Consider the following 23,371-nt stretch of genomic DNA (forward strand, 5'->3'; position numbering starts at 1 on the left):
AACCGTTATGACGACACACTTACTAACAGTTACCGCGCTGGTATTCAGCACGAATCTGTTGTTTGCGGAAGAGCGCAATTCCGTACGCTTCAGGCCAGCCAGCCCACCCGACATTCGCTACGCAGCCCCAACGGTTGATATCACCATTACCGGCAGGGTGCTCGATGAAAAAGGGGCGGGTCTTCCGGGCGTCAGCATCGTGGTCAAAGGCAGCAACCGCGGTACCAACAGCGATGCCAATGGGCAGTACCGAATCGAGGTACCCAACGCCAATGCTACACTGGTTTTCAGCTTCCTGGGCTACCAGCGGCAGGAAGCAAGCGTTGGTAACCAGTCGACAATTACCGTGTCGCTCCAGCCCGATAATCAGGCACTGAATGAGGTGGTCGTGGTGGGGTATGGCACACAGCGTAAGGCCACTCTGACCGGCTCGCTGGCTACCATCACCACCCGCGACCTGCTGCAAAGCCCCACCGCCAACCTGACCAATTCGCTGGCGGGCCGCATGCCGGGGTTGTTTGCCAATCAGTTTGCCGGGGGGGAACCGGGCGTCGATAAAAGCAATATCTATATCCGGGGAACCGGCACCTACGGCGACCAAGCCCCGATTGTGATTATCGACGGACTGGAACGGAGCATGGATTATCTGGCTCCTTCGGAGATCGAAACCTTTACCATTCTGAAAGATGCCTCGTCAACGGCTCCGTTTGGGGTTCGGGGGGCCAACGGCGTGATCCTGATTACGACCAAACGCGGTAAGGTGCAGGACAAAGCCCTAGTTAATTTCAAGACGTCGATGGGGATCAACCAGCCGGTGAAGTTCCCAACGTACCTGGGGTCGGCCGACTACGCGCAGTTGTATAACGAAGCTATTATCAACAACAACCGGGGGGCTGACCCAACTACGCTCAATCTGTTTTCAAACCAGGCCATCGACAGTTTCCGGCGGGCCAAAGGTGATAATTCCGATGGGCTGGGCTACAACTGGGATTATTTCGATTATGCTTTCAAACCCGGTGTGCAGCAGGACCACAGCCTGAATATCAGTGGCGGATCAGAGCGTGCGCGGTACTTCGTACTGGCCAATTATTTTCAGCAGGATGGCAACTACAAGCATACCGATCTGGGGGCGAATAATACGCAGGCGGTCTTTAAACGCTACAATTTCCGGTCAAATATCGACATCGACATTACCAAGAGTTTTTACGCCCGCCTCGACCTTGGCGCCCGTATTACCGATCGCAACGCGCCCGGCACCACGGCAGCCCGCATTGTAGAACTGGCCAACACTCAGCCCTCTTATCTGCCCATCGTGTTACCTACCAATGACAACCCCGACAATGCGCAGATCTTTGCCAACAACCCCGCGGGTGCGCTGTTCGGCGATCAGATTTACCGCTTCAATATCCTGGGCGAACTCAGCCGGACCGGTTTTCTGAACGAGAAAAACACGTACCTGAACGGTTCATTTGTGCTGGGTCATCAACTGGATTTTATCACGCCAGGCCTGAAAATTGAAGGGCTTTTTGGGTACGATTCGTCCGAAGGAATCTGGGTGTACCGGCAGGTGGATACGTATAACGAAGGCTACCGGCAGTATCCGGGCTACGCCACTGTAGTGCCTGTTGGCGGCATCGACGTGTACCGCACACCCGGCATTTTTACGGGCCGCTACGAACGCGCCAACCGCTACGATACTGATCAGACCCTGGGCAACTCGTCGAGCCGCAACCCCAGCGATAGCCGCAGTTCAACCCAGTTAAAGTTGGAATACCTTCGCAGCTTTGGTCTGCACAACGTAACCGGCCTGTTGCTATTCAATCGGTCGAAGCGGCTCATCGACAACCAGGTTCCGTTCGTGTATCAGGGCCTGACCAGCCGCGTTACCTACGGCTACGACGACCGGTATCTGCTTGAGTTCAACGCAGCCTTCAACGGCTCCGAAAATTTTGCCAAGGGCCGCCGATACGGGTTTTTTCCGGCGGTGTCGGCGGGCTGGGTGCTTTCTCGTGAGTCGTTCATGAGTAACCTTCCCTGGGTTAGTAACTTGAAAATCAGAGGATCATACGGATTGGTAGGGAGCGACCGAGTTCCTAACAACGCCCGGTTTGTGTACCTCCAATACTACGGGGGCGGGGGTGATTATTCGTTTGGTACCGATAACTTCGGTTCGGGGGCAGGCGGCGGTCTGCGCGAAGGCAACCTCGCCAACGAAAACCTTACCTGGGAAAAAGCGCGAAAAGCCAACATCGGCATCGACGCTACGCTATTTAAAAAACTGACCCTGACCGTCGATGCGTTCCACGAACACCGTTACGACATCATCACCGACCTGGGTCAGGGCGACAAGCTGGGTTTTCCTACTGTTGTGGGCAAAAGCGCGCCTTATGTCAATTCCGGAATTGTCGATAATAAGGGCATTGAGTTTGAGATAGGCTGGTCGGGGTCAGTAGGGAAGCATTTTTCGTACTACCTCAAGCCAAACCTGACGTTTGCCAGAAACAAGATCATTTTTGCCAATGAAGTGCCGTATGCCTCACCAGACCGGGCCAATACCGGCAAACGCATAGGTGAGCATTTCAACTACATCGTCGATCATTTTGTGGCCAACGCTGCTGAAGCCGCTGAACTTAATGGCCGCAATAACGGAGCCGGTTTCCAACCCTGGGGTACGGTTGGGCCGGGTGATGTGGTGTATAAAGACGTCAACGGCGACGGCGTTATCAATGACCTCGGTGACCGGGTAGCCCTGGGCAACCCCCGCAACCCGGAACTGATGTTTGGGATTCCGGTGGGTGGGCGATTCCGGAATTTTGATTTCAGTGTTCTGTTTCAGGGAGCAAGCCGTGCATCCGTGCAGTTGAGCGGTCCGGCGGTGTATGATTTCCCCCTGTTTTCGCAGGATAAATACGGCAAGGTGAAACCCATGCACCTCAACCGATGGACACCCGCTACAGCCGCTACGGCGACGTACCCAGCTCTGCACTATGGTGAGTATACCAACAATAAGAATCCCTACAGCAGCCTATTTCTCTACGATGCCAGTTACCTGCGGATGAAAACGGTGGAAGTTGGGTTCAACATCCCCAAAAAATTGCTCCAACGCATCAACCTGCTCAGTGTGCGTGCCTACGCCCAGGGACTGAACCTGCTAACCTGGGATAAACTCAACGATGCCGACGTAGACCCCGAAATCCGGGAGGGTGACGGTTCCTGGTATCCGGTGCAACGGGTATTCAACTTCGGCCTTGACATCACCTTTTAATAGCTGACCCTATGAAACGTAATCCTATTTTCTCTCTTTCCTTGCTGCTTACCACGGCCGCACTGATAGTGGCCTGCAAAGATGATTTTCTCGACCGTCGGCCCGACGACCAGATTGATGCCGAGCAGGTATTTACCCGCTATGTTAAAGCAAATCAGTTGGTTACTGATATCTACGACCAGGTAAAACGAGCCAACCGGCCGCTGGTGTATTTTGTCCACTTCTCTTCGGCCGGCGTGACAGACGAATGTGAAGGCACCAACGTCGAGGGCGGCATTACCAATAAATTCAATTCCGGCGACTGGGGACCGAACGGCCTGCCCGATCGCAGCGACGAGGGACAATATTGGAACGGCCTCTACGAAAAAATCAGGCAGACCAATGTCTTTCTGGAAGGAGTTAAAAAATACAGAACCCCCGACAATCCACTTCGTAAAGGGGATCTGAGCCGACGGATTGGCGAAGTATATTTCATGCGGGCGTACCTGCACTACCTTGTAGCCCGCATGTATGGCGAGGCGGTTTATGTAGACCGCGTGATCAGCGCAACCGACCCGCTCGATTTTAAAAAAGAGTCGTTTCATGCTATTGTCGACAAAATTGCACGCGACTGCGACTCGGCCTATGCCCGGGTACCGACCCAGTGGAATGGCACCGACTTTGGGCGGGTGGACCGAGGTGCAACCCTGGGGCTGAAAGCCATGGTACGCTGGATGGCCGCTACCCCGCTCTGGAACGGCGGCACGTTGCCCGGCGATACCCGGCAGTTTAAGTCCGACTATGCCTATAATCAGTCCCGCTGGACGGCAGCCCGCGACGTGGCCAAAGCAGTCATCGATTTCAAAATAGACGGGGGCGCCCCGCGCTACAGCTTGTATACCGGCCATGATGCCACCGATTTCAAGGATGATGGCGGCAACGATAATAACAAATCGAAGGTGTACGCCCGGCTCTGGGATATGTACTACAGTACCGATGCCTACCAGAAAGAAGGCGTGTTCTTTGTCACAAGGGATAAAGACTGCTACTGGCAAGGCGACATTTACCCGCCAAGCTGGGGCGGCAGTTCGCGACAAATGCCCGTGCAGGAACAAGTAGACGAATACGAGTACATTGCGCCCAACGGCTTCGGCTACCCAATTAGCCACAGCCGGGCCAAAAATGATGGCTACGATGACGAAAATCCCTACGAAAGCGTGAGGCGTGACCCCCGTTTCTACCGCGATGTGGTGTATCACGGCGCCACGTTTAAAGGGCAGGTGATCAACACGGCGGAGGGGGCCGATAAAGTTGGAGCCAGTAACTCGACTACCACGGGATACTTTCTGCGCAAACTCCTTCGGGAATCATGGAACCGAGATAACTATTTCATTATTAATGCCCCACCTGTTTGGCGATTGCCCGAATTTATCTTCATCTACGCGGAAGCGGTGAACGAAACGACTGGGCCCAACGCCGAGATTGCGGACTTGCTCAATACGGTTCGGAAACGCTCCTTTATGGCCCCCATTGCCCCCGAAGCCACTGGAAACAAGCAATTGATGGACGGCTATATCAAGCGCGAACGGCGGGTTGAACTGTTCTACGAAAACAACCGCATCTGGGCCAGCCGCCTGTATCTGGAACCCAGTTCGACCATCGAGCTGGCCAAAGAACAAGCCTGGCAGGCCGCCGGAAACACCAACGACGAACGGTCACAGAAATACTGGCCCTATCCTAAAGCGCAACGGATGATCAACGGCATGAGACCGGTAGAAGATCCCAACGGAAAAATCGTGATCGGCACCAAAACGTACAAGATGAAGCGGTTTTACGTCGAGAATCGGGTCTTCGTTGCCCCCCGGCATTACCTGTTTCCGATCATGCAGAGCGAGTTGCAGCGCACCCCGACATTACTTCAGAACCCGGGCTGGTAATCACCTTTTAATCATAGGTTTGATAGTCGACAGACCCGGTTGATTCAGCCGGGTTTGCCTTACTAATTTTTTAAAAGTGAACAGTCGAACATCGGCTGTTCATAAAGCAACCCTGTAAGTAATCCCATTTTCTAACGATGATCCGTATACAGTATAGTGTTCTATATGCATTCATCCTACTGCTGTTTAGTTGTCTACTATTCGGTTGCCAACGGTCTGTAGACCAATGGTCGGTTAGTTCCCCCGATAAAAAGCTGACGCTGACCGTTGCCCGGAGAACTGGACAGCTTAGCTATACCGTGCAGCTCGGCGACTCAACGGTGCTGGCCGAATCGCCAATGGGTCTTGATCGGCGTGATGGCCTGTTTTCGGATGAGTTGGCCTTCGTGTCGGCGGATGCGCCCCTTATTATCAACGAGTCCTACATACTGACAACCGGCAAACAACGGCAAACCCGTAACCACGCCAATGAGCAGACGCTGACGTTTCAGAATGAAAAAAAGCAATCGGTTCAGGTTGTGCTCCGCGCCTACGATGATGGCGTGGCCTTTCGCTATCGGTTCCCCGAATCAGCCACCGGAACCTACGAACTGACCGGCGAAAAAACAGGCTTTAATCTACCCACCGGCAGCCGAAGCTGGATTCAGCCCTATGATAGTATAAGCCTATATTCACCCGGTTATGAACGTTACTACACCAACAACCGCCCGGTTGGCGAATCTGCTCCTGAGCCAGAAGGCTGGTGTTTCGGTGGCTTGTTTAAAACGCCTTCAGCCTGGCTGTTTATTTCCGAAGCCGGGCTTGATGGCACCTACCCCGCCACACGGCTGGCCCGAAACGCGCCAAATGGCCTCTATACGGTGCGGTTTCCGGGAGCCGATGAGGGGCAGGGGACCGGACAAGCCAATCCGCAAAGCCAAAAGCTGCCCTGGGCCACGCCCTGGCGCGTGATTGCCGTTGGCAAAAGCCTGGCTACGCTGGTCGAATCGAATCTGATTACGCACCTTAGCGAACCGGCTAAACTGACCGATGTAAGCTGGATTAAGCCCGGACTGGTAGGCTGGAGCTGGTGGGCCGACCCAGCCAGTCCCAAAAACTACGCCAGTCTGATTCCCTTCGTTGATTTTGCCGCCGAGTGGAAGCTCCCTTACTTTCTGGTCGATGCCAACTGGAATTTCATGCAGGGAGGCACTGCGGAGCAACTTATCAGGTATGCCAACCAGAAAGGCGTTGGTATCTGGCTCTGGTATAACTCCGGCGGGCCGCATAATGCGGTAACCGAGGCCCCCCGCGACCGGATGTGGGATAGTTCCAAACGACGGGCGGAGTTTGCCCGACTGCAAAAATTGGGGGTAAAAGGCGTAAAAATCGACTTCTTCCAGTCCGACAAACAGCTCATCATTCAGCAATATATCGACATTCTGGCTAGTGCGGCAGAATGCCACATCATGGTTAATTTCCACGGCTGCACGTTTCCGCGCGGCTGGCAACGTACCTGGCCTAACCTCGTCGGGATTGAGGCTATTGCGGGTGAAGAGAACTATATGTTCCGCAAGACGTATCCGGAAATAGCGGTTTGGCACAATACCATTCAGCCATTTACGCGCAATATAGCCGGGCCGATGGACTACACACCGACCGGTTTCACGAACAAGAAATACCCGCATCAGACTACCTACGCGAATGAACTGGCCCTGCTGGTGGTCTTCGAGTCAGGGGTAGTGCATCTGATCGATTTTCCGGCGGTGTACCAAGCCTTGCCCAGCTACGTACAGGCATTCATCAAACAGGTTCCCACCGTTTGGGACGAAACAAAGTACATAGCGGGCTACCCAGGAAAAGAAGTTGTAGTAGCCCGCCGGTCAGGAAAACGGTGGTACCTAGGCGGTATCAACGGGGAAAAGACCCGCAAAAACTGGTCGCTACCGCTGAATTTCCTGCTGAAAGGCAGAAATTACCACGTAAAGCTGATTGCCGATGGCGGGCAGGTCACTCAGTTTTTGGAACGCAACATAATCATCAACGGCGGCGATGCGCTGCCCGTAAGCGTACTGCCCGCTGGTGGGTTTGTGGCTCTAATCGACGAATGATACATAGCTGCACCACATTGGCCACTACGCTAGATTTACTCTTGGTCTGTCTTAGGTTGTTGGTCGGCCGTCGGGCTGGTGCCGCCGTCAGGCTACCCGGGTTATTTTTGGAGCAGCTGGCCCTGCAACCTAATCAGCCCGTTTACCTCTGGGACAAGGCGATGCGTACCAACACCATACGGCCATTCTCCGAATACCGGTTGGCCTTGGACCACTGGCGAAAGAACTGCCTGTCTTTCCTGGCCACGCCACTAAATACCTCCCCTTATGTACGGTAAACTTATCTTATTGATTGTGGCCCTGTCGACCGTTTTGGTCGGTTACGGTCAGTCTGCAAAAGTTCTCGATCTGGCGAATGGCTGGGAAATTCAGGTCGGCGACCAGTCAGTTTACGAAAGCCAGGCGATGGGCAACAACGCCTGGAAGCCGGTGAAGGTCGGCACAAACTGGGAAACGCAGGGGCTTGCTGACTACAATGGCATTGCTTGGTATCGGCTGCGGGTGGTGATACCGTCGTCGCTTCGGGAAAGAAACCCGCCGATACAGGGTCTCCGGCTGGCGTTGGGCAAAATTGATGATAACGACCGAACGTACCTGAACGGGCGGGAAATTGGGCGCACAACAGGCTATAATGAAGCAAGGGAATACATCATTTCCTACGATCAAATTCGGTGGGATGCAGAAAATGTGCTGGCCGTCCGGGTCGACGATGGAGCCGGTTACGGTGGTATGATGTCGGGGCCTTACGTTCTGGGTGGCTCGCCCAAACTGTCAACCATGCTCACCCTGGAATCCCACCAACCCCCCACTATTCTCAGTGGTTTCGACAAAACGATGGTGGCTAAATCCGTACAATTTCGCCTTGCGGCCCCCGTCGAAGCCCTGACTGGCATCCTGCGCACAAGAGTAGTCAATACCTACACGAAGGCCCTTGTGTTTCAAAAAACACAACCGATGTATATTGGCAGGAAAGCAAAGCAAACGTACTTCTACGAGTTAAAACTGGGCGGAGAAGGCGCCTACCGGGCTGACTACGTATTCAAAACAGACACCGATTCGGTCAGCTATAGTACGCTGATTGCCTACCACGCCAAACCCCGTACCGGCGAACACCTGACTTACCCGGTGGTGGCCCAGCAAGTACCCGCCAAAACTGAAGCCTTTCCATTAGAGCATATTCAGTTCAGCGGCTTTTTGCAGCAACGACTCGATGCCAACCTGTACCAGCGGTTGCTGAATATCGACGAACAGGGGATTCTGGAAGGGTTTTACAACCGCCCCGGCAAACAAACCTGGGTGGGCGAATACCCTGGTAAGTACCTCCACGCGGCCAGTCGGGTATGGCGCTATTCGCACAGTGCACGGCTTAAAACTCAGATGGACCGGGTTGTGGACATACTAATCGGGACGCAGTTGGAAAACGGTTATCTAGGTACATATGCGCCAAAAGATTACTGGACCGCCTGGGATGTATGGGCGCATAAGTACGATATGCTGGGATTATTGAGCTATTACGCTGCTACGGGCCATCAACCCGCGCTGGAAACGTCGAAACGCGTGGGCGACTTGCTCATCCGCACGTTTGGTATCGGACCGGGGCAGTTGAACATTGTGGAAACAGGCGAACACGTCGGCATGGCGTCGGCCAGTGTGCTCGAACCCATGACCGAGCTTTACCGCTACACAGGCGAGAAAAAATACCTGGATTTCTGCCGCTACATTCTTCAGGCCTACGAATCGCCCAAAGGACCGAAACTCATCTCGACGCTGAACACACTGGGGAGAGTGGACAAAACTGCCAACGGTAAAGCGTACGAAATGCTCTCAAACCTGGTTGGCATCGTCAAACTCTATCAATTGACCGGCGAAGCGAATCTGCTTGCGGCCACCGAAAAGGCCTGGCAGGATATTGTCGCCTACAAACTATACATTACCGGTACGGCCAGTTCGCATGAATTGTTTCAGCCCGACGGGGTGCTGCCCGCCGAGAATAAAGATAGCATGGGCGAAGGCTGCGTGACGACTACATGGCTCCAGTTCAATCAGTTGCTGTATGCGCTTACGGGCGAGGGTAAATACATGGATGAGATCGAGAAGACCGTGTATAACCACCTGTTTGCCGCCGAAAATCCGCAGACGGGCTGCGTGAGCTACTACACGGCTTTGTCCGGCAAAAAGCCTTACCGGTGTACCATTTTCGCGCACTGCTGTTTGGCAAGCGTACCTCGCGGCTTTGCCATTACGCCCGAATTTGTTTACACTAAAAACCGGGACAATGGCCTGACGATCAATATTTACTCAGCCGGGCAGATGCAGGACACCGTGGTAACGAGGAATGGAAATAAAGTCCCCTTGGACATGGTCATCTCCTCTCGATTTCCCGCCGAAGGGCGGGCTACTATTCTACTAAAACCGGCCCGAACGTCCAGTTTCAAACTGGCACTGCGCGTACCGGCCTGGGCGCGGAACTTCCGGGCCACGGTGAAGGGCAAAAGCCTGACCGAGATGCCCGGAATAGCCGTTCCGGGCCAGTATCTGACTCTGGAGCAGCTATGGGAACCCAACACGGTGATTGAGGTGACGTTCGATCTTAATCCGCAACTGCTCGACGGAGGAGCAAGCTATCCCGGATTGGTCGCGCTGAAAAACGGGCCACAGGTGCTTGCTATCGACCAGTCGCTCAATCCTACGTTAACTGACTTACGCGACGTTACGCTTGAGTCGGCGGAGGTTGTCGCTCAATTGCCCGCGCAACTACCCAAAGGCTGGGTTGGCACACAGCTATATAAGGTACAGGGTCAAGTGGGTGGTAAACCAATCGAACTAATAGCAGTACCGTATGCCGAAGCAGGCCAGACCGGAGCAGACCTGACGGTATGGTTGAGAAAATCAAACTAAGCGATGTTCGTGAAACAGCAGCAGGTAATTTACTTTCTCTTCACCTTTATGGGGGGAATTGGATGGGGTTTTCATCCCTGGAAAGTCCCAACTTCCCTTCTCGACAGCTTCGACCAGCCCCTAACTCACCGGGTTTGGTCACTAGTGAGCGACAGCGGAGCGACGGGTACGCTGGATTTCAGGAAAAGTGCGCCGGGCTACCACGCCCGTCTGGGTTGGGATGTGACGAAGGGGGGTAACTGGGTGGGCGCGCAGCGGTTGGTTGACAACGTACCGGCCAACGCCGTCGGTATCCGGTTGCGGGCAAAGTGCTCCAGTGCGTCAACGCTCTGGCTTCGGCTAGTGGATGCTCAGAATCGCTCGTTCGAGTACCGCCTGACCCGCTCGCTGACTGACCTGAATGAAGGATCCTGGTTTAGCCGGACGCTGCTGTTCAATAGCCTGCCCGATTCGGCGGCTGGTTCGCTGAAACGTTTAGTCGATCCGGCTACTATCAAGCGGTTGATCGTCGTAGCGGAGCCGCGCATGGACCCCTGGTATCCGGCTCTGCGCTGGTTTCCCCAACCCAAAGGCGAATTGCTGTTCGATAATCTGGAATGGGTGACTGACACCGACGAACGACTGCAACTCATCACCAGACCCGTCAAGCTCACAGTTACCAGTGACTTGTGGAAAGGCACCGGCGTGTGTACCCACTTTGAACACGGCGATGCCAGCCGCCCGGACCTGCTGCGCGAAGCTGGTTACCAGCGCGTCCGGGCCGATTTACTCTGGCATAAGATCGAAACAAAGCCGGGCGTGTACAATTTCGCGCTGTTCGATACCGTGGCAAAGAGTGTGGAGACGAAGGGCATCCGTACCCTGTTTATCCTGACATACAGCAACCCCCTCTACACGCCCAAAGGCAGCCCGCCCCTCACCGACGCGCAAATCAGGGCGTTTGCCCGATTTTGTGGGGCAGCGGCCCGGCACTTTCGTCATCGTCCGGTTGACTTTGAAGTTTGGAACGAGCCGAACCTGAAATACACCTGGCAACCCGGCCCCGATGCAGCCCAGTTTGCGCGGCTGCTGTCTCCGGCGGTCGATTCGCTAAAGGCCGCAAACCCCCAGGCGCGGGTCATTACAGGCGGCACGGCGGGAATCGACTGGCGATTTATCGACTCGCTGGGGGTGATGGGGGCATTACGGCGGGTGGATGGGGTGGGGATTCACCCCTACCGCATGGGTAGCCCCGAATCACTCTCAGAGGATTTGCTTTGCCTGCGCTGGCTGCTCAGGAAGCACCGGCCCGGTGGTTTTCCCGAATGGGCCACCGAATACGGTGCGGCCAGCTCCAACTACGGGAACGGCCATACCGTGGCAGCTCAGCAGTGGCAGGCCCGCATCGACGTGCGGGCGGTGCTGGCCAACTGGCTGGCGGGCTTTCCCGTCTCGATGAAGTACGAATTTTTTACCGACCCTAAAAACGACCCCACTGATAACGAATCGAACTACGGGATCATCACCCAGCATAACGAACCGCCAAAAACGCTCACCAGACGTCCGTCGTACACCGCCATTCAAACGCTGAAAATGCATACTCAAAACCGAGCGTACCTGGGTCGGCTAACCACCCAACATACGTCGGCGTATGCATTGCAGTTCGATGGGCTACGCGACCGGTTGCTGATTCTGTATACCAGTGCCGGGAAGTTAGATACCGATTCGTTGGCGCACCAAACCCGCTTTCTGCTGCCCCACAAACCGCTGGCTTTGTATGACTACCTCGGACAGCCGCTCCCCATTCCTATCCGTAACGGGCGACACTGGCCGGTTGAGGCCGGAGGCATGGTGGTGTATGCTGTGGTACCGAAACCCATGTAACAATGAACCGTAGCCCGTTTAATCTCGCCTACTGCATACGCATTACCAAAGTAGCCATTTACATCCCTATAAAACTTTACCTCTTGAGAAAGTCAGATACGTGTTCAATACTGCTGCTAACGGGTATGCTGTTTAGGTTGCCCGTAGCGCAGGCAACGGATTATTTTGTGTCGGTTTCGGGCAATGACCAGACCGGCAACGGCAGCAACCGCAAACCCTACGCCACCCTCGCCAAGGCATTGGCTGCGATCCCCGCTGACCAGAACCACACGCTGTACCTCGGACCGGGGGTGTTTTCGGTCAAAAAGCAACTCCTCGTGCCATCAGGTATAAACCTGGTAGGGGCGGGCTACGACCAAACCCAGGTACGTTGCGAAAACTACTTCGACATTCAGACGACCGCCAAAAAAGGGGCCGACTGGCAGGGCGTACCCGTGGTCGACCCGCAGGTGACGCAAACGGCCACGCTGTTCTTCAACGGCAAAAATCAGCGTATTCAGGGCATTGGGTTCGATGGCATGGGCAAGAAAACCGTTGCGCCGATTCTCATAATCTACGGAGAGAATATGGTCTTCGACGGCATCTACGCGCACGATTTCGGGGTGTGCGGCTGGTGGCTGCACGAAGGCAAAAACGTCACGCTCCGCCACTCCAAATTCAAAAATAACAGCTTCGGTAACTTCAACCAAGACTACGGAGCCGTGCAGTTCCACCGGGTCGATGACCTGTTCATCCACGACAACCTGATCGACGAAAGCGACACGCATTCGTATGGCATCAAGATGGCCAGCAAAGACCAGGAAAATATGTGGTCGAAGAAGGACCAGTGGCAGACCAAAACGGTTAATAACAACATCAATATCTACAACAACGTCATCAACGTGGGCGAGGTTGGCTCGTGGGGCGTGCCCGGTCAGCCCGACAGCAAAGTACCCACGTTCAGCATCGAGTTCAACTCGGACATCGAATGCCGCGCCAAAATCCACCACAACTGGATCAACAACGGGGTTTCGATTGTGTCGTGGGAAAAAGGGCAGAACACCCGTTATGAGATCTACAACAACATCGCCGACTTCCGCAAGCCCGACGGGACGCTGAACAAGTACGCTTACTTCGTGGAAACGAACCTCGACCATTTCGACATTCACCACAACCTCATCATCAGTGGCTATTACCCCCTCTCTAACTGGGTAGAGGGCCGCAATACTGACTCTAAAATTCACCATAACGTGTTCTACGCGGCTTTTGGGCGGGAAGACCTAGCGTTTTTCTACTACGGAGCCGGATTCGATGGCTATCAATTTCAAAACAACACGGTGATCGATCTGTACACCACCGGCAAATTGTTCGAGGTACGTACCAAAAAGGCTGGAAATAGTAATTCGACGTTTAAAAACAACATTTTCTATTCGGCCAACCCACGCGGTGACGTGCTGGGCGATTCAAGCGCGGTGAACGGCGTTATCGACACGAATCTGTTTTACAACATCAGTCCCCGTGGTGAAAGACCAGTTGTTGCCAACCCGAAACTGACCCTAACCGGCCCTTTAGATGAACTGACGCACTACGCCCTGCAACCAGATAGCCCGGCCATCGACGCGGGCATAGCGGTGCCGGGCCTGACAGACGGGTTTAGTGGGGTGGCTCCGGATTTGGGTGCCCTCGAGTACGGACAGCCTCCGTTTGCCATCGGCGTTCAGCAGTATAAAGGCCCGCGTTTTGACCGGGCGGGCGTGGTATACAAACCCGTTAAACCCTAACCGTATGACTTTTTTTCGACTATTTATCCGAACGACCCTGCTACTAGGATGTGTGTATGCCGACGTTGCTTTTGCCCAGCCGCAACCCGTGGACCTCGTAAACCCGTACATCGGTACCATTAGTCAGTTGCTGGTGCCAACGTTCCCCACAGTACACCTGCCCAACAGTATGCTACGTGTGTACCCTGACCGCAGCGATTTCACGACCGATCAGATTCACGGACTGCCCGTAGCGATGACCACCCACCGGGGCAGTCCGGCGTTCGCTATCAGCCCGGTGCAGCGCACGGGCACGGTGCCACCATCGGTGATTAACTACTCCTTCGACCAGGAAAAAATTACGCCATACCGATTCAGAACGTACCTGGACGAGGTACAAATCGCGGTTGATTTTGCTCCATCGCACCAGGCGGGCGTATATGCATTGCGATTCGACAAACCAGGCAATAACCAAGTCATAGTCAGCACGGAAACGGGCAGTCTACAAGTTGATGGAGATGGTGTATCGGGGGTTCAGTCAATTGACGATAGCCCGGCGAAGCTGTACCTGTACCTCGAAACGGCGCAGAAACCAGTATCCGTGGAAGGCCTGGCAAACGAAACCGGCGGGCCTGCGACCAAACCGGCCACCGCGCTGGTGCTGAACTTCGGCAGAGCCAGTACCATTCGGCTTCGGTACGGTATCTCGTTCATCAGCGTGGAGCAGGCCAAAAAGAACCTCCGGCGCGAACTGAACACCTACGACGTGGACGTGGTAGCCGGGCGAGGCCGCGCCATCTGGAACAAGGCCCTGGACAAAATCAGGGTGACAGGCGGGTCACTGAACGACCGCACCATTTTTTACACGTCGCTCTACCGCACCTATGAGCGCATGGTCGCCATCAGCGAAGATGGCCGCTATTACAGCCCGTTCGATAATCAGGTACATGCCGACAGCGGAGAAACGGCCTATACCGATGACTGGGTGTGGGATACTTACCGGGCCGCGCACCCGCTGCGCCTCCTGATTGACCCGGAGGTGGAACGGAACGCAATCCGGTCATACATCCGCATGGCGCAGCAGTCGCCGGAGGGATGGCTCCCCACGTTCCCGACCATCAAAGGCGATAGCCACAGTATGAACGGCAATCATGGGGTGGCCGTTTTGCTGGATGCTTACGCCAAAGGGCTGCGCGGTTTCGACCTCGACGCGGCTTACCAAGCGGCCAAAAGAGCGTTGACCCAGAAGTCGCTGCTCCCCTGGACCAAAGCACCCCTTACGCCACTCGATACATTCTATCAGGATAAGGGGTATTTCCCCGCCCTGAAGGCGCACGAAAAAGAAACCGTGGCTGGAGTTGATTCGTGGGAAAAAAGGCAACCTGTTCCCGTCACACTCGCCAAATCTTATGACGACTGGTGTTTGTCGCAGTTGGCTAAGTTTCTGAATAAACCCGACGAACACGACCGTTTCCTAAAAATGGCCTACAATTACCGTAAGCTGTTCAACACGGTTACCCACTTTTTTCACCCCAAAGCCGCCGACGGTACGTTTATCGAACCGTTTGATTACCGCTTCTCAGGCGGGATGGGTGCCAGGGAGTATTACGACGAGAACAACGGCTGGGTGTACCGGTGGGATGTACAGCACAATGTGGCCGACCTGGTGCAGTTGATGGGTGGCCCGGCCCAGTTCGCTGCCAATCTGGATGCTACCTTCCGCGAGCCGCTGGGCACGAGCAAGTACGAGTTTTATGCCCAACTCCCCGACCATACGGGCAATGTTGGCCAGTTTTCGATGGCTAACGAACCCTCGCTGCACATTCCGTACCTGTACTGTTACGTCGGCCAGCCTTGGAAAACGCAAAAACGCATCAGGCAACTGCTTACGTACTGGTTTCGAAACGACCTGATGGGCATACCAGGCGACGAGGATGGCGGTGGCACCACCGCTTTCGTGGTGTTCTCAGCCTTAGGTTTTTACCCGGTCACTCCCGGTTCACCGGCCTATGTGCTGGGCAGTCCGTTGTTTCCCCGCGCTACTATCCAGTTGGGCAACGGGCGTACATTCACTATCGAAGCGAAGGGGTGCTCGGCGACAAACAAGTACATTCAGTCGGCAACGCTGAATGGCAGACCCTGGAGTAAACCCTGGTTCAGCCACGCCGAGCTGGAAAAGGGCGGTAACATCGTACTCGTCATGGGCGATAAAGCCAAGACAACCTGGGGGGCAGCCTTACCCGATGCGCCCCCGTCGGCCCTTCCCATCGACAGCCATTAGTTTAGGCTGGCGTGTATCTCAGCTCACTCACCAAAACGCTACCACTTATGAAGAACCAATTCTTTTGCTGGCTCTTTGCCGGGATGACTGTTTTTTTACTGGTAGGTACGGTCGTCCAGCTTCAGGCCCAAAGGACGCCATCAGCTGGGGCGGTTACGTCTCACTACGTACCTGACCTAACCGTCGACAACATCTTCCGCGCAGCAGTGAGTAACCGGAAGCCACCCCGCATCCTCGACACGCTGAGCACGACGCTGGAAGATGGAGATATCGTGGTTACCAGGATTCGGTTCGAGTCAGTCATCGATTCCGCCCGAACAAATCGGATTTTCGCGTACCTGATCTATCCTAAAAACAAGCACCGCGTGCCTGCCCTGCTAATGCTACATGGTGGCACCCAAACGGCGGATGATTATTACCAGCTTGGCCTGCGGTTTGCCCGCCGGGGATACGCTACGCTCATCCCCGATCTACCCGGCATCACCTCGCCGGAGTGGGCATCCCGGAAAGGCAACGGCTCTTCGGGTAAATGGGCCGAACACCCCTATGGGCAGGATCATTTTCTGGTGTTGCCAACGGTTAGGGCCAGTAATATATATGAAGGCATCATCACGGCTGTTCAGTCGTTTTACCTGCTCAAAAGTCAGTCTTTTGTTGACCCCAATGCAGTGGGCATTCGGGGGCTGTCCTGGGGTGGCTACGCGACGGTGATGACCACGGCCCTGCTGGGCAGACAAGTAAAAGCCGGGTTTGCCGTTTACGGATCGGGGTTCTATGATCTATCGTCGTATTTCAAAACCATCGTCGATAAGTTGGCCGAACCCGCCCGCCGGGCCTGGCTTTCGTCACTGGATGCGGGCCGGTATGCGAGCCAGATTAAGTCCCCGTTCTATTTCATGGCCGCCGCCAACGACACCTATTTTCACCCACCCGCCGTAGCGGCTACGTTCGCTCAGCTTAAAAGGCTGAAGTACATCCTATTCTCGCCCAACAACGACCATAGCCTGTCGAACACCCCCGACCCGGAAGCCACTGAATTGGCTTTTTTTGACTACTACCTGCGCCAAAAAGGTGAAGCCCTACCCCGGATTAGTCTCAAAAAAATAGCACCAAACGCACAGAGTAGTGCTCCCGTCATTGCGTTTGAGGTGATAGGACGCCTACCGCTGCGGGAAGCAAATGTCTGGTACACAACATCGGGGGGTGCGTGGCCAACGCACGTCTGGCAACCAGTCGTCCCTACCGCGACAGGACTGAATCAGTATCGGGCTACACTACCCAACCCGGCGGCTGGCACCACCCTACACTGGTATGTCACCGTAACCGACGACCGTCAGGTAAGCACGGGAACGGATATACATTGTGTCAACGCCTTTCGGAACGGGTCATTGTGATGATCCAGATATGCTTGAAACACCTCATCAGTGATGTTGCCAACACCGCTCGGCCGGACCCGTCTAGGCTCCATACCCGATGCTCAAGAAATACCCACCCCAGTACCGCCGCTTCAACTTGCAGTACTACTGTAATAAGTGTTTATTCAGACACACTTAATGATTCATTTTGGAATATATACTTGATGAAATTTTCATAGGTGATTCAATACCGAAACGGCATCTAATGGTTGGTTTAATAAAAGAGTCAGGGAGTTAAGCTTAGTTCCGTAAACTCAGTAGGGGTTTTGCCAAACTGCTTCTTGAACTCTTTGCTGAAATATTTACGGTCCGTAAACCCAACTGCGTAGGCCACTTCGTAGACCGTTAATTTCTTTTGCTCCAGCAGTTGAGCCGACCGTTGTAACCGGAACGATTTTATAAATTCGTTAACCGACATATCGGTCAGGGCTTTCAGCTTTTTGTACAGCACTGCCCGGCTCATGCCCACTTCTTTCGCTAAGCAATCCACGTCCAGATCAGCGTTGTCGAGATGAACTTCCAGGCACTGCGTCACTTTTGCCAGAAACTGCTCGTCAACGGAACTAACGAGGATATTCTGGGGCTGGAGCAGGATGTTTCGGCTAAATCGCTGCCGCATCTGCTCACGGGTGGCCAGCAGGTTGCGGACGTGCAGTTCCAGCACCTGCACACTGAATGGCTTGGTCAAATAGCAATCAGCACCCAGTGCCAGCCCGCTCACCTGATTGTCGATGGTGGTGCGGGCCGTGAGCAGAATAACCGGGATGTGACTGGTCCGTTCGTCGGTTTTCAAGTGGTTGCATAGGATCAGCCCATCCATCTCCGGCATCGTTACATCGCTGATGATAAGGTCCGGTATCTGTTCGATGGCTGCTTCCCAACCCGCCTTCCCCGTTGCGCATTCGGTAAGCGAATACCGCCCCGACAGCGTGTCCCGGATGAACACCCGCACGGCCGGATTATCTTCGACCAGCAGGATAGTATACACCGGCGATATAGGCGGAACAGCGTCACCGTCAGCCCCGATCGGTATCGATTCGGGTATCGGCGCGACAAGCGGTGCGAAACTGGTTTCCGGCATTGGCTCGCTTAAAGCCGTTGATGGTGAGTCGGTTACTTTAACCCTGACCTGCCCTAACACCTCCCTCCCGGGGGCGATGGGTGGCGCGAGGTACTGCGCCAAATGACTATGCCCGATTCGCAAGGCAACAGTGAAACAGGTTCGGTTGGGCGAATCAATGCCGGGCGCCACTTCACTCTTAACCGTCAGGCTGCCTTTGTGCAGTTCGACAATCGCTTTGGACAAGGCAAGCCCAATGCCGTAGCCCGTATTCTGAACGCCCTGATCATTTACCTGAAAGTAATTGCTGAACAGGTTGGGCAGGTACTGCGGAGCAATGCCCGGCCCGTTGTCGATAACCCGGATGTAGATTGTGTCGACCTGCCGGCCAACGGTCAGGGTAATTTGTCCGTCGCGTGGGGTAAACTTAACCGCATTGGAGAGGAGATTAAACAACACCTTTTCCAACTGATCCCGGTCAAACCAGGCCGTCAGCGAGTCGGCTTCGGGGTGGAAGCTGACCGTAATGTGTTTAGCGCGGGCCGTTTCCTGAAAAAACAGGTAAATCTCGTTGAGGAACCCAACCAAGTCGTGCCCGGCCACGCGGAGCGGTAAATGGTTGCTTTCGGCCCGGCGGAAATCCATTAGTTCGGTTACTAACCGAAGCAGGCGGTCGGCATCGGTTTGCACGTAGCCAAGTTGCTGCTGCACCAACGGGTCGCCACGCCGGGCCAGTCGCAGCCGTTCGACCGGCCCGGCAATCAGGGTCAGGTGGGTGCGAATTTCGTGGGAGATGTTGGTAAAGAAATTCAGTTTCAGTTGGTGCAGCTCATGGTCGCGCCGAAGCAACGCACGCAGGACAACGAAGCGAATGACGAAAAAGATGGCTCCGGCCACCAGCGCGGCATAAAGCAGATACGCCCAGGCCGTTTGCCAGATGGGCGGCAATACCCGGATCGGTAGCTGAATGGGCTGGCTCCATACGCCGTCGTTACTGGCCCCCTTGAGCCGGAACGTGTACGGTCCGGCGGGCAGATTCATGTATGTGGCCGAGGGGGTTGCACTGTAGGTCCACTCCTGGTCGAAGCCATCCAACCGCCAGGCGTAGCGGTTTTTGCCGGGCTTAACGAAGTTGAGCAGGGCAAAATCAAGACTGAAAACGTTTTGGTCGTGCCGAAGCGTAAGCGATGGGGTCTGGCTGATAGCCTGTTGCAACACCCGGTCAGCACCGTTGATGCCAACCGGTTTGTTGAAGAGATGCAGATCCGTAAACACGACCGGTAGTTGCTCGTGGCTGATGCTGATCTGATGGGGATAAAACGCTGTGATGCCCTGAAAAGAGCCGAAAAATAATTCACCCGTACTGGTTTTGCAGGTGGCGTTGTAGTTGAATCCGTTACTGGCCAGCCCGTCACTACCGCTGTAGTTGATGAACGTTCGGCCCACCACCGGATCGCCGGCGGCATCGAATCGGGAGAGACCATTGGCCGTACTGATCCAGAGGGCACCGGTATCATCGTCCAGCACACCCGCTACGTCGTTATCGGGCAGGCCATTAGCGGTTGTAAACGTTTGAATGGTTTGGGTGCGGGGATCGTATACGCTGACACCGTGGTAGGCCGTGCCGATCCAGACCCGTCCGCGCCGGTCCTGCCACAGGCAGTTGATGTTGGCCGATCGAAGCGGACTTTGCGCGATGAGCCGGGATGGGACCACCGCCCGTGGGCCATCTACGTGCAGCCCGGCCCGCGTACCGATCCAGATAGTCGAGTCCGTAGTCTCCAGTAAGGCCTTCGTCTGTGTCGTGCCGACTTGCGCCACAACTTCCGATGGGTAGGCTATTAAGGGAACCTGCGTACTGCGGAACACCTGTAGGCCGGACTGTGTCCCAATCCAAAACCGGCCGCTGCGGGTTTCCAGCAGCGAGAGCACCTCGGCGTTTAGCGATCTGGCATCGGCTTCATTGAATAAAAACCGGCCAAATGTCTGTCCGTCAGGGTTAAGCCAGCTCAATCCACCGCCGTGCGTACCCGCCCAGATGGTACCCCGCCGGTCACGGTAGACAACTTTCACCAGGTTAGAGCCTATACTGGTGGAGTTAGTGGGATCATGTTTATATACCGTAAACTGGCCGGTTTTCCGATTGAGCCGGTTTAAACCGCCTCCTTCCGTTCCGATCCAGAGCGTTTTTTCACCCTCGTCGGAGCGCCCCTCGGTAATCGAACTGACTACGTCGTCGCTCAGGCTATTGCGGTCGGTCCGGTTACGATACACAGTAAACTCGGTGCGGTGCGGGTAACTCACGTTAACACCGCCGTAGTACGTACCGACCCAGATAAGGCCCTGCCGGTCCATAAACAGGCTGTGAATGGAGTTGCGGCTGAGACTTTTGGGCTGGGATGCCTCGTGTCGGTACGATATAAACGCTTGTTTTACAGGGTCATACAGGCTTAGTCCTTCCAGCGTACCGACCCAGAGCCGCCCCTGTCGGTCCGTTTTAATCTGCCGGATAAACCGGTGGGCCAGCCCCGTCGGGTAGGTACCGGTGGGCATAAACCGGGCGAAGGTGCCGGTAGCCGGGTCGTAGCGGTTCAGTCCGCCGTTGAGGGTGCCTACCCAAAGGTACTGCTGCCCGTCAATGGCTAAGGAAGTCACGTAATTATCGCTTAAACTGTTTCGTTGAGCGGGGTCGTGCCGGAACGTCTGAACGGTGTAGCCGCCCCCGGCTTTAGGGGTCAGGCGTAGTAGTCCGTCGGCGGTGCCTGCCCAGAGCGCACCGTCGGCCGTGTGGCAGAGGGTGCGGATGTTGCTGGCTGCCCGGCCCGGGCCTGCATTGGTCAGCCAAGTGCTGAATCGGGGCCGTTGTCGGCTAGTGAGCCGGTTCAGGCCATTGGCGGTGCCGACCCAGAGCGTCCCGGATGGGTCTTCGTACAGACAATTGATGTGACCGTTGCTTAACCCGCCCACCCGCCCCGGCCGCTCCGCGTCGGCTCGCGCCGGGATGCGTTCGAACGCATCAGTATTAGGGTTATAGCGGCTCAGGCCGTCTTGTGAACCGATCCAGAGCATGTGGTGCCGGTCGGTCAGCAGAGCGGTAATGTAGTTGCCGGGCAGGCTGGTGGTATCGGCAGGGTTTGTTTTGTAGGGACGGAATCGGTATCCATCGTAGCGGCTTAGTCCCATCTGAGTGCCGAACCACATGAATCCCCGGCTGTCGCGGGTGATGGCCAGCACGGTATTCTGCGACAGCCCATTCTCGGTTGTCAGGTGCTCGAAGGCCATTGATTGCCCCAATGCCAACCCCGGCGTCAGCAGGAGCCAGCAACCGGTTTGCCACAAACAGATGAGAAGTAAGCCGACAAACGGTGTACGTTTCATAGACAAATAGCCTTGGTCGGGCCGTAAAACAGGGTTAAAGTTACAGAAAACCTAAAATACCCCCTATTTCGAGACGATTTTACCCCCATCTCACCCGCCCGGCCCGCTACTTTCGCTGCTACAGTTAGCCACGTACCCAATACCAGTAACCAACTCCTGAATCCACTAAATCGCCATGCAATGCGCAATTCTATTCGTTTGTCTATCCGCCCGGTCCTGTACCTGATGCTCACTGGTCTGACGGCCCTGCTCAGCTTTAGCCCGGCCGATTCAGCGTTTGTGAGCGAAAACATGGCCCACGCCAACGCACTGCTCAAAAATATGCTGCGGCAGGCATCCGGCACGACCTTCCCCAAGACAATTGATGCGTCCGGTAAACTCAAATCCACCTCCATGTACGACTGGACGTCGGGCTTTTTTGCCGGTAACCTCTGGTATGCCTACGAAGCCAGCCACGACGAAACGCTCCGGCAGGCCGCCATTCAATGGACCGAAAAATTAGCCCCCGTGCAAATGTTCACCGGCAACCACGACCTCGGTTTTATGATGTACTGTAGCTATGGCAACGCCTACCGGCTGACGGGTAACCCGGCCTATAAAGCCGTATTGGTGCAGTCGGCTAAATCGCTCGCCACCCGGTTTAGTTCGGTTACGGGTAGCATCAAATCGTGGGACAAGTTTGTGTCCTGGCACGGGCAGCCGACGTATACCTTCCCGGTCATCATTGACAACATGATGAATCTGGAACTGCTGTTTTTTGCCAGCCGCGCCACCGGCGATTTGTCGTTCCGGCAGATTGCCGTGACCCACGCCAACACGGTGCTTAAGAACCAGATCAGACCCGATTTTAGCTGCTACCATGTAGTTTGTTACGACGATAAAACTGGCGCGGTACTGGGGCGGGAAACGGCGCAGGGCTACGCCGATAACTCCACCTGGTCACGTGGACAAGCCTGGGGCATCTATGGCTTTACGGTGATGTACCGCGAAACCCGCGATCCGGTCTATCTGGACGCGGCCCGCCGGATGGCCGACTATTACCTGACCAACAAAAACATGCCCGCCGATAAGATTCCGTATTGGGACTTCAACCTGTATCAACCGGGATTCACCCCTGGTCCAGAGGCGCACACGGCGGAGGTGACGGCTCCCCTGCGCGATGCCTCAGCTGCGGCCATCACGGCCTCGGCGCTGCTTGAACTGGGCGGCTACTTAGGGCGGGCCGGGACCACCTACCGCCTGGCGGCCGTGACTATGCTTCGGTCGCTGGCCAGCCCTGACTACCGAGCTAATCCCGGCGAGAATGGCAATTTCATCCTCAAGCACTCGGTGGGCAGCATCCCGCACGGATTTGAGAGAGACGTGCCGCTGGTATATGCCGATTATTATTTTCTGGAAGCCCTGCTCCGTTACGCGGCCCTTGGCAAAGCGCGGCCCGGCCGTTATTGACCCATCAGCCCATACTT

At 55.3% G+C, this 23,371-nt stretch carries 10 protein-coding genes; 9 read left to right on the plus strand and 1 reads right to left on the minus strand.

The window, feature by feature from the left end; translation table 11 throughout:
• Positions 1-7: 7 nt before the first annotated feature.
• From ACFE8Q_RS26065 to ACFE8Q_RS26100, 8 genes are all read left to right on the plus strand, one after another.
• Positions 8-3,265: a SusC/RagA family TonB-linked outer membrane protein gene (locus tag ACFE8Q_RS26065; protein WP_375448388.1), complete on the plus strand. Its 3,258-nt coding sequence runs from the start codon at positions 8-10 to the stop codon at positions 3,263-3,265.
• Positions 3,266-3,276: 11 nt separating this feature from the next.
• A complete protein-coding gene (locus ACFE8Q_RS26070; RefSeq protein WP_375448389.1) occupies positions 3,277-5,181 on the plus strand; it encodes a RagB/SusD family nutrient uptake outer membrane protein in 1,905 nt (634 codons plus the stop codon).
• Positions 5,182-5,318: 137 nt separating this feature from the next.
• Entirely contained in the window at positions 5,319-7,271 is a 1,953-nt protein-coding gene (locus ACFE8Q_RS26075; protein ID WP_375448390.1) for a glycoside hydrolase family 97 catalytic domain-containing protein, read from the plus strand.
• Between the two features lie 267 nt (positions 7,272-7,538).
• A complete protein-coding gene (locus tag ACFE8Q_RS26080; RefSeq protein WP_375448391.1) occupies positions 7,539-10,169 on the plus strand; it encodes a beta-L-arabinofuranosidase domain-containing protein in 2,631 nt (876 codons plus the stop codon).
• A 3-nt stretch (positions 10,170-10,172) separates the two neighbouring features.
• Complete coding sequence (locus tag ACFE8Q_RS26085; protein ID WP_375448392.1) at positions 10,173-12,032, plus strand: hypothetical protein; 1,860 nt, start codon at positions 10,173-10,175, stop codon at positions 12,030-12,032.
• Between the two features lie 83 nt (positions 12,033-12,115).
• Positions 12,116-13,792, plus strand: a complete 1,677-nt coding sequence (locus tag ACFE8Q_RS26090; RefSeq protein ID WP_375448393.1) for a hypothetical protein — start codon at positions 12,116-12,118, stop codon at positions 13,790-13,792.
• 4 nt (positions 13,793-13,796) lie between these two features.
• A complete protein-coding gene (locus ACFE8Q_RS26095) occupies positions 13,797-16,052 on the plus strand; it encodes a GH92 family glycosyl hydrolase (protein WP_375448394.1) in 2,256 nt (751 codons plus the stop codon).
• 47 nt (positions 16,053-16,099) lie between these two features.
• Positions 16,100-17,446 (plus strand): alpha/beta hydrolase family protein, encoded by a 1,347-nt coding sequence (locus tag ACFE8Q_RS26100; RefSeq protein ID WP_375448395.1) that lies wholly within the window; start codon positions 16,100-16,102, stop codon positions 17,444-17,446.
• Positions 17,447-17,693: 247 nt separating this feature from the next.
• Here the strand turns inward: ACFE8Q_RS26100 and ACFE8Q_RS26105 are convergent, their stop codons facing one another.
• Positions 17,694-21,905: a two-component regulator propeller domain-containing protein gene (locus ACFE8Q_RS26105; protein ID WP_375448396.1), complete on the minus strand. Its 4,212-nt coding sequence runs from the start codon at positions 21,903-21,905 to the stop codon at positions 17,694-17,696.
• 180 nt (positions 21,906-22,085) lie between these two features.
• Between ACFE8Q_RS26105 and ACFE8Q_RS26110 the strand changes: the two genes are divergently transcribed.
• Complete coding sequence (locus ACFE8Q_RS26110) at positions 22,086-23,354, plus strand: glycoside hydrolase family 88 protein (protein WP_375448397.1); 1,269 nt, start codon at positions 22,086-22,088, stop codon at positions 23,352-23,354.
• Positions 23,355-23,371: the final 17 nt, after the last annotated feature.

The organism is uncultured Fibrella sp., assembly GCF_964250085.1.
In the GTDB taxonomy this organism is placed as follows: Bacteria; Bacteroidota; Bacteroidia; order Cytophagales; family Spirosomataceae; genus Fibrella.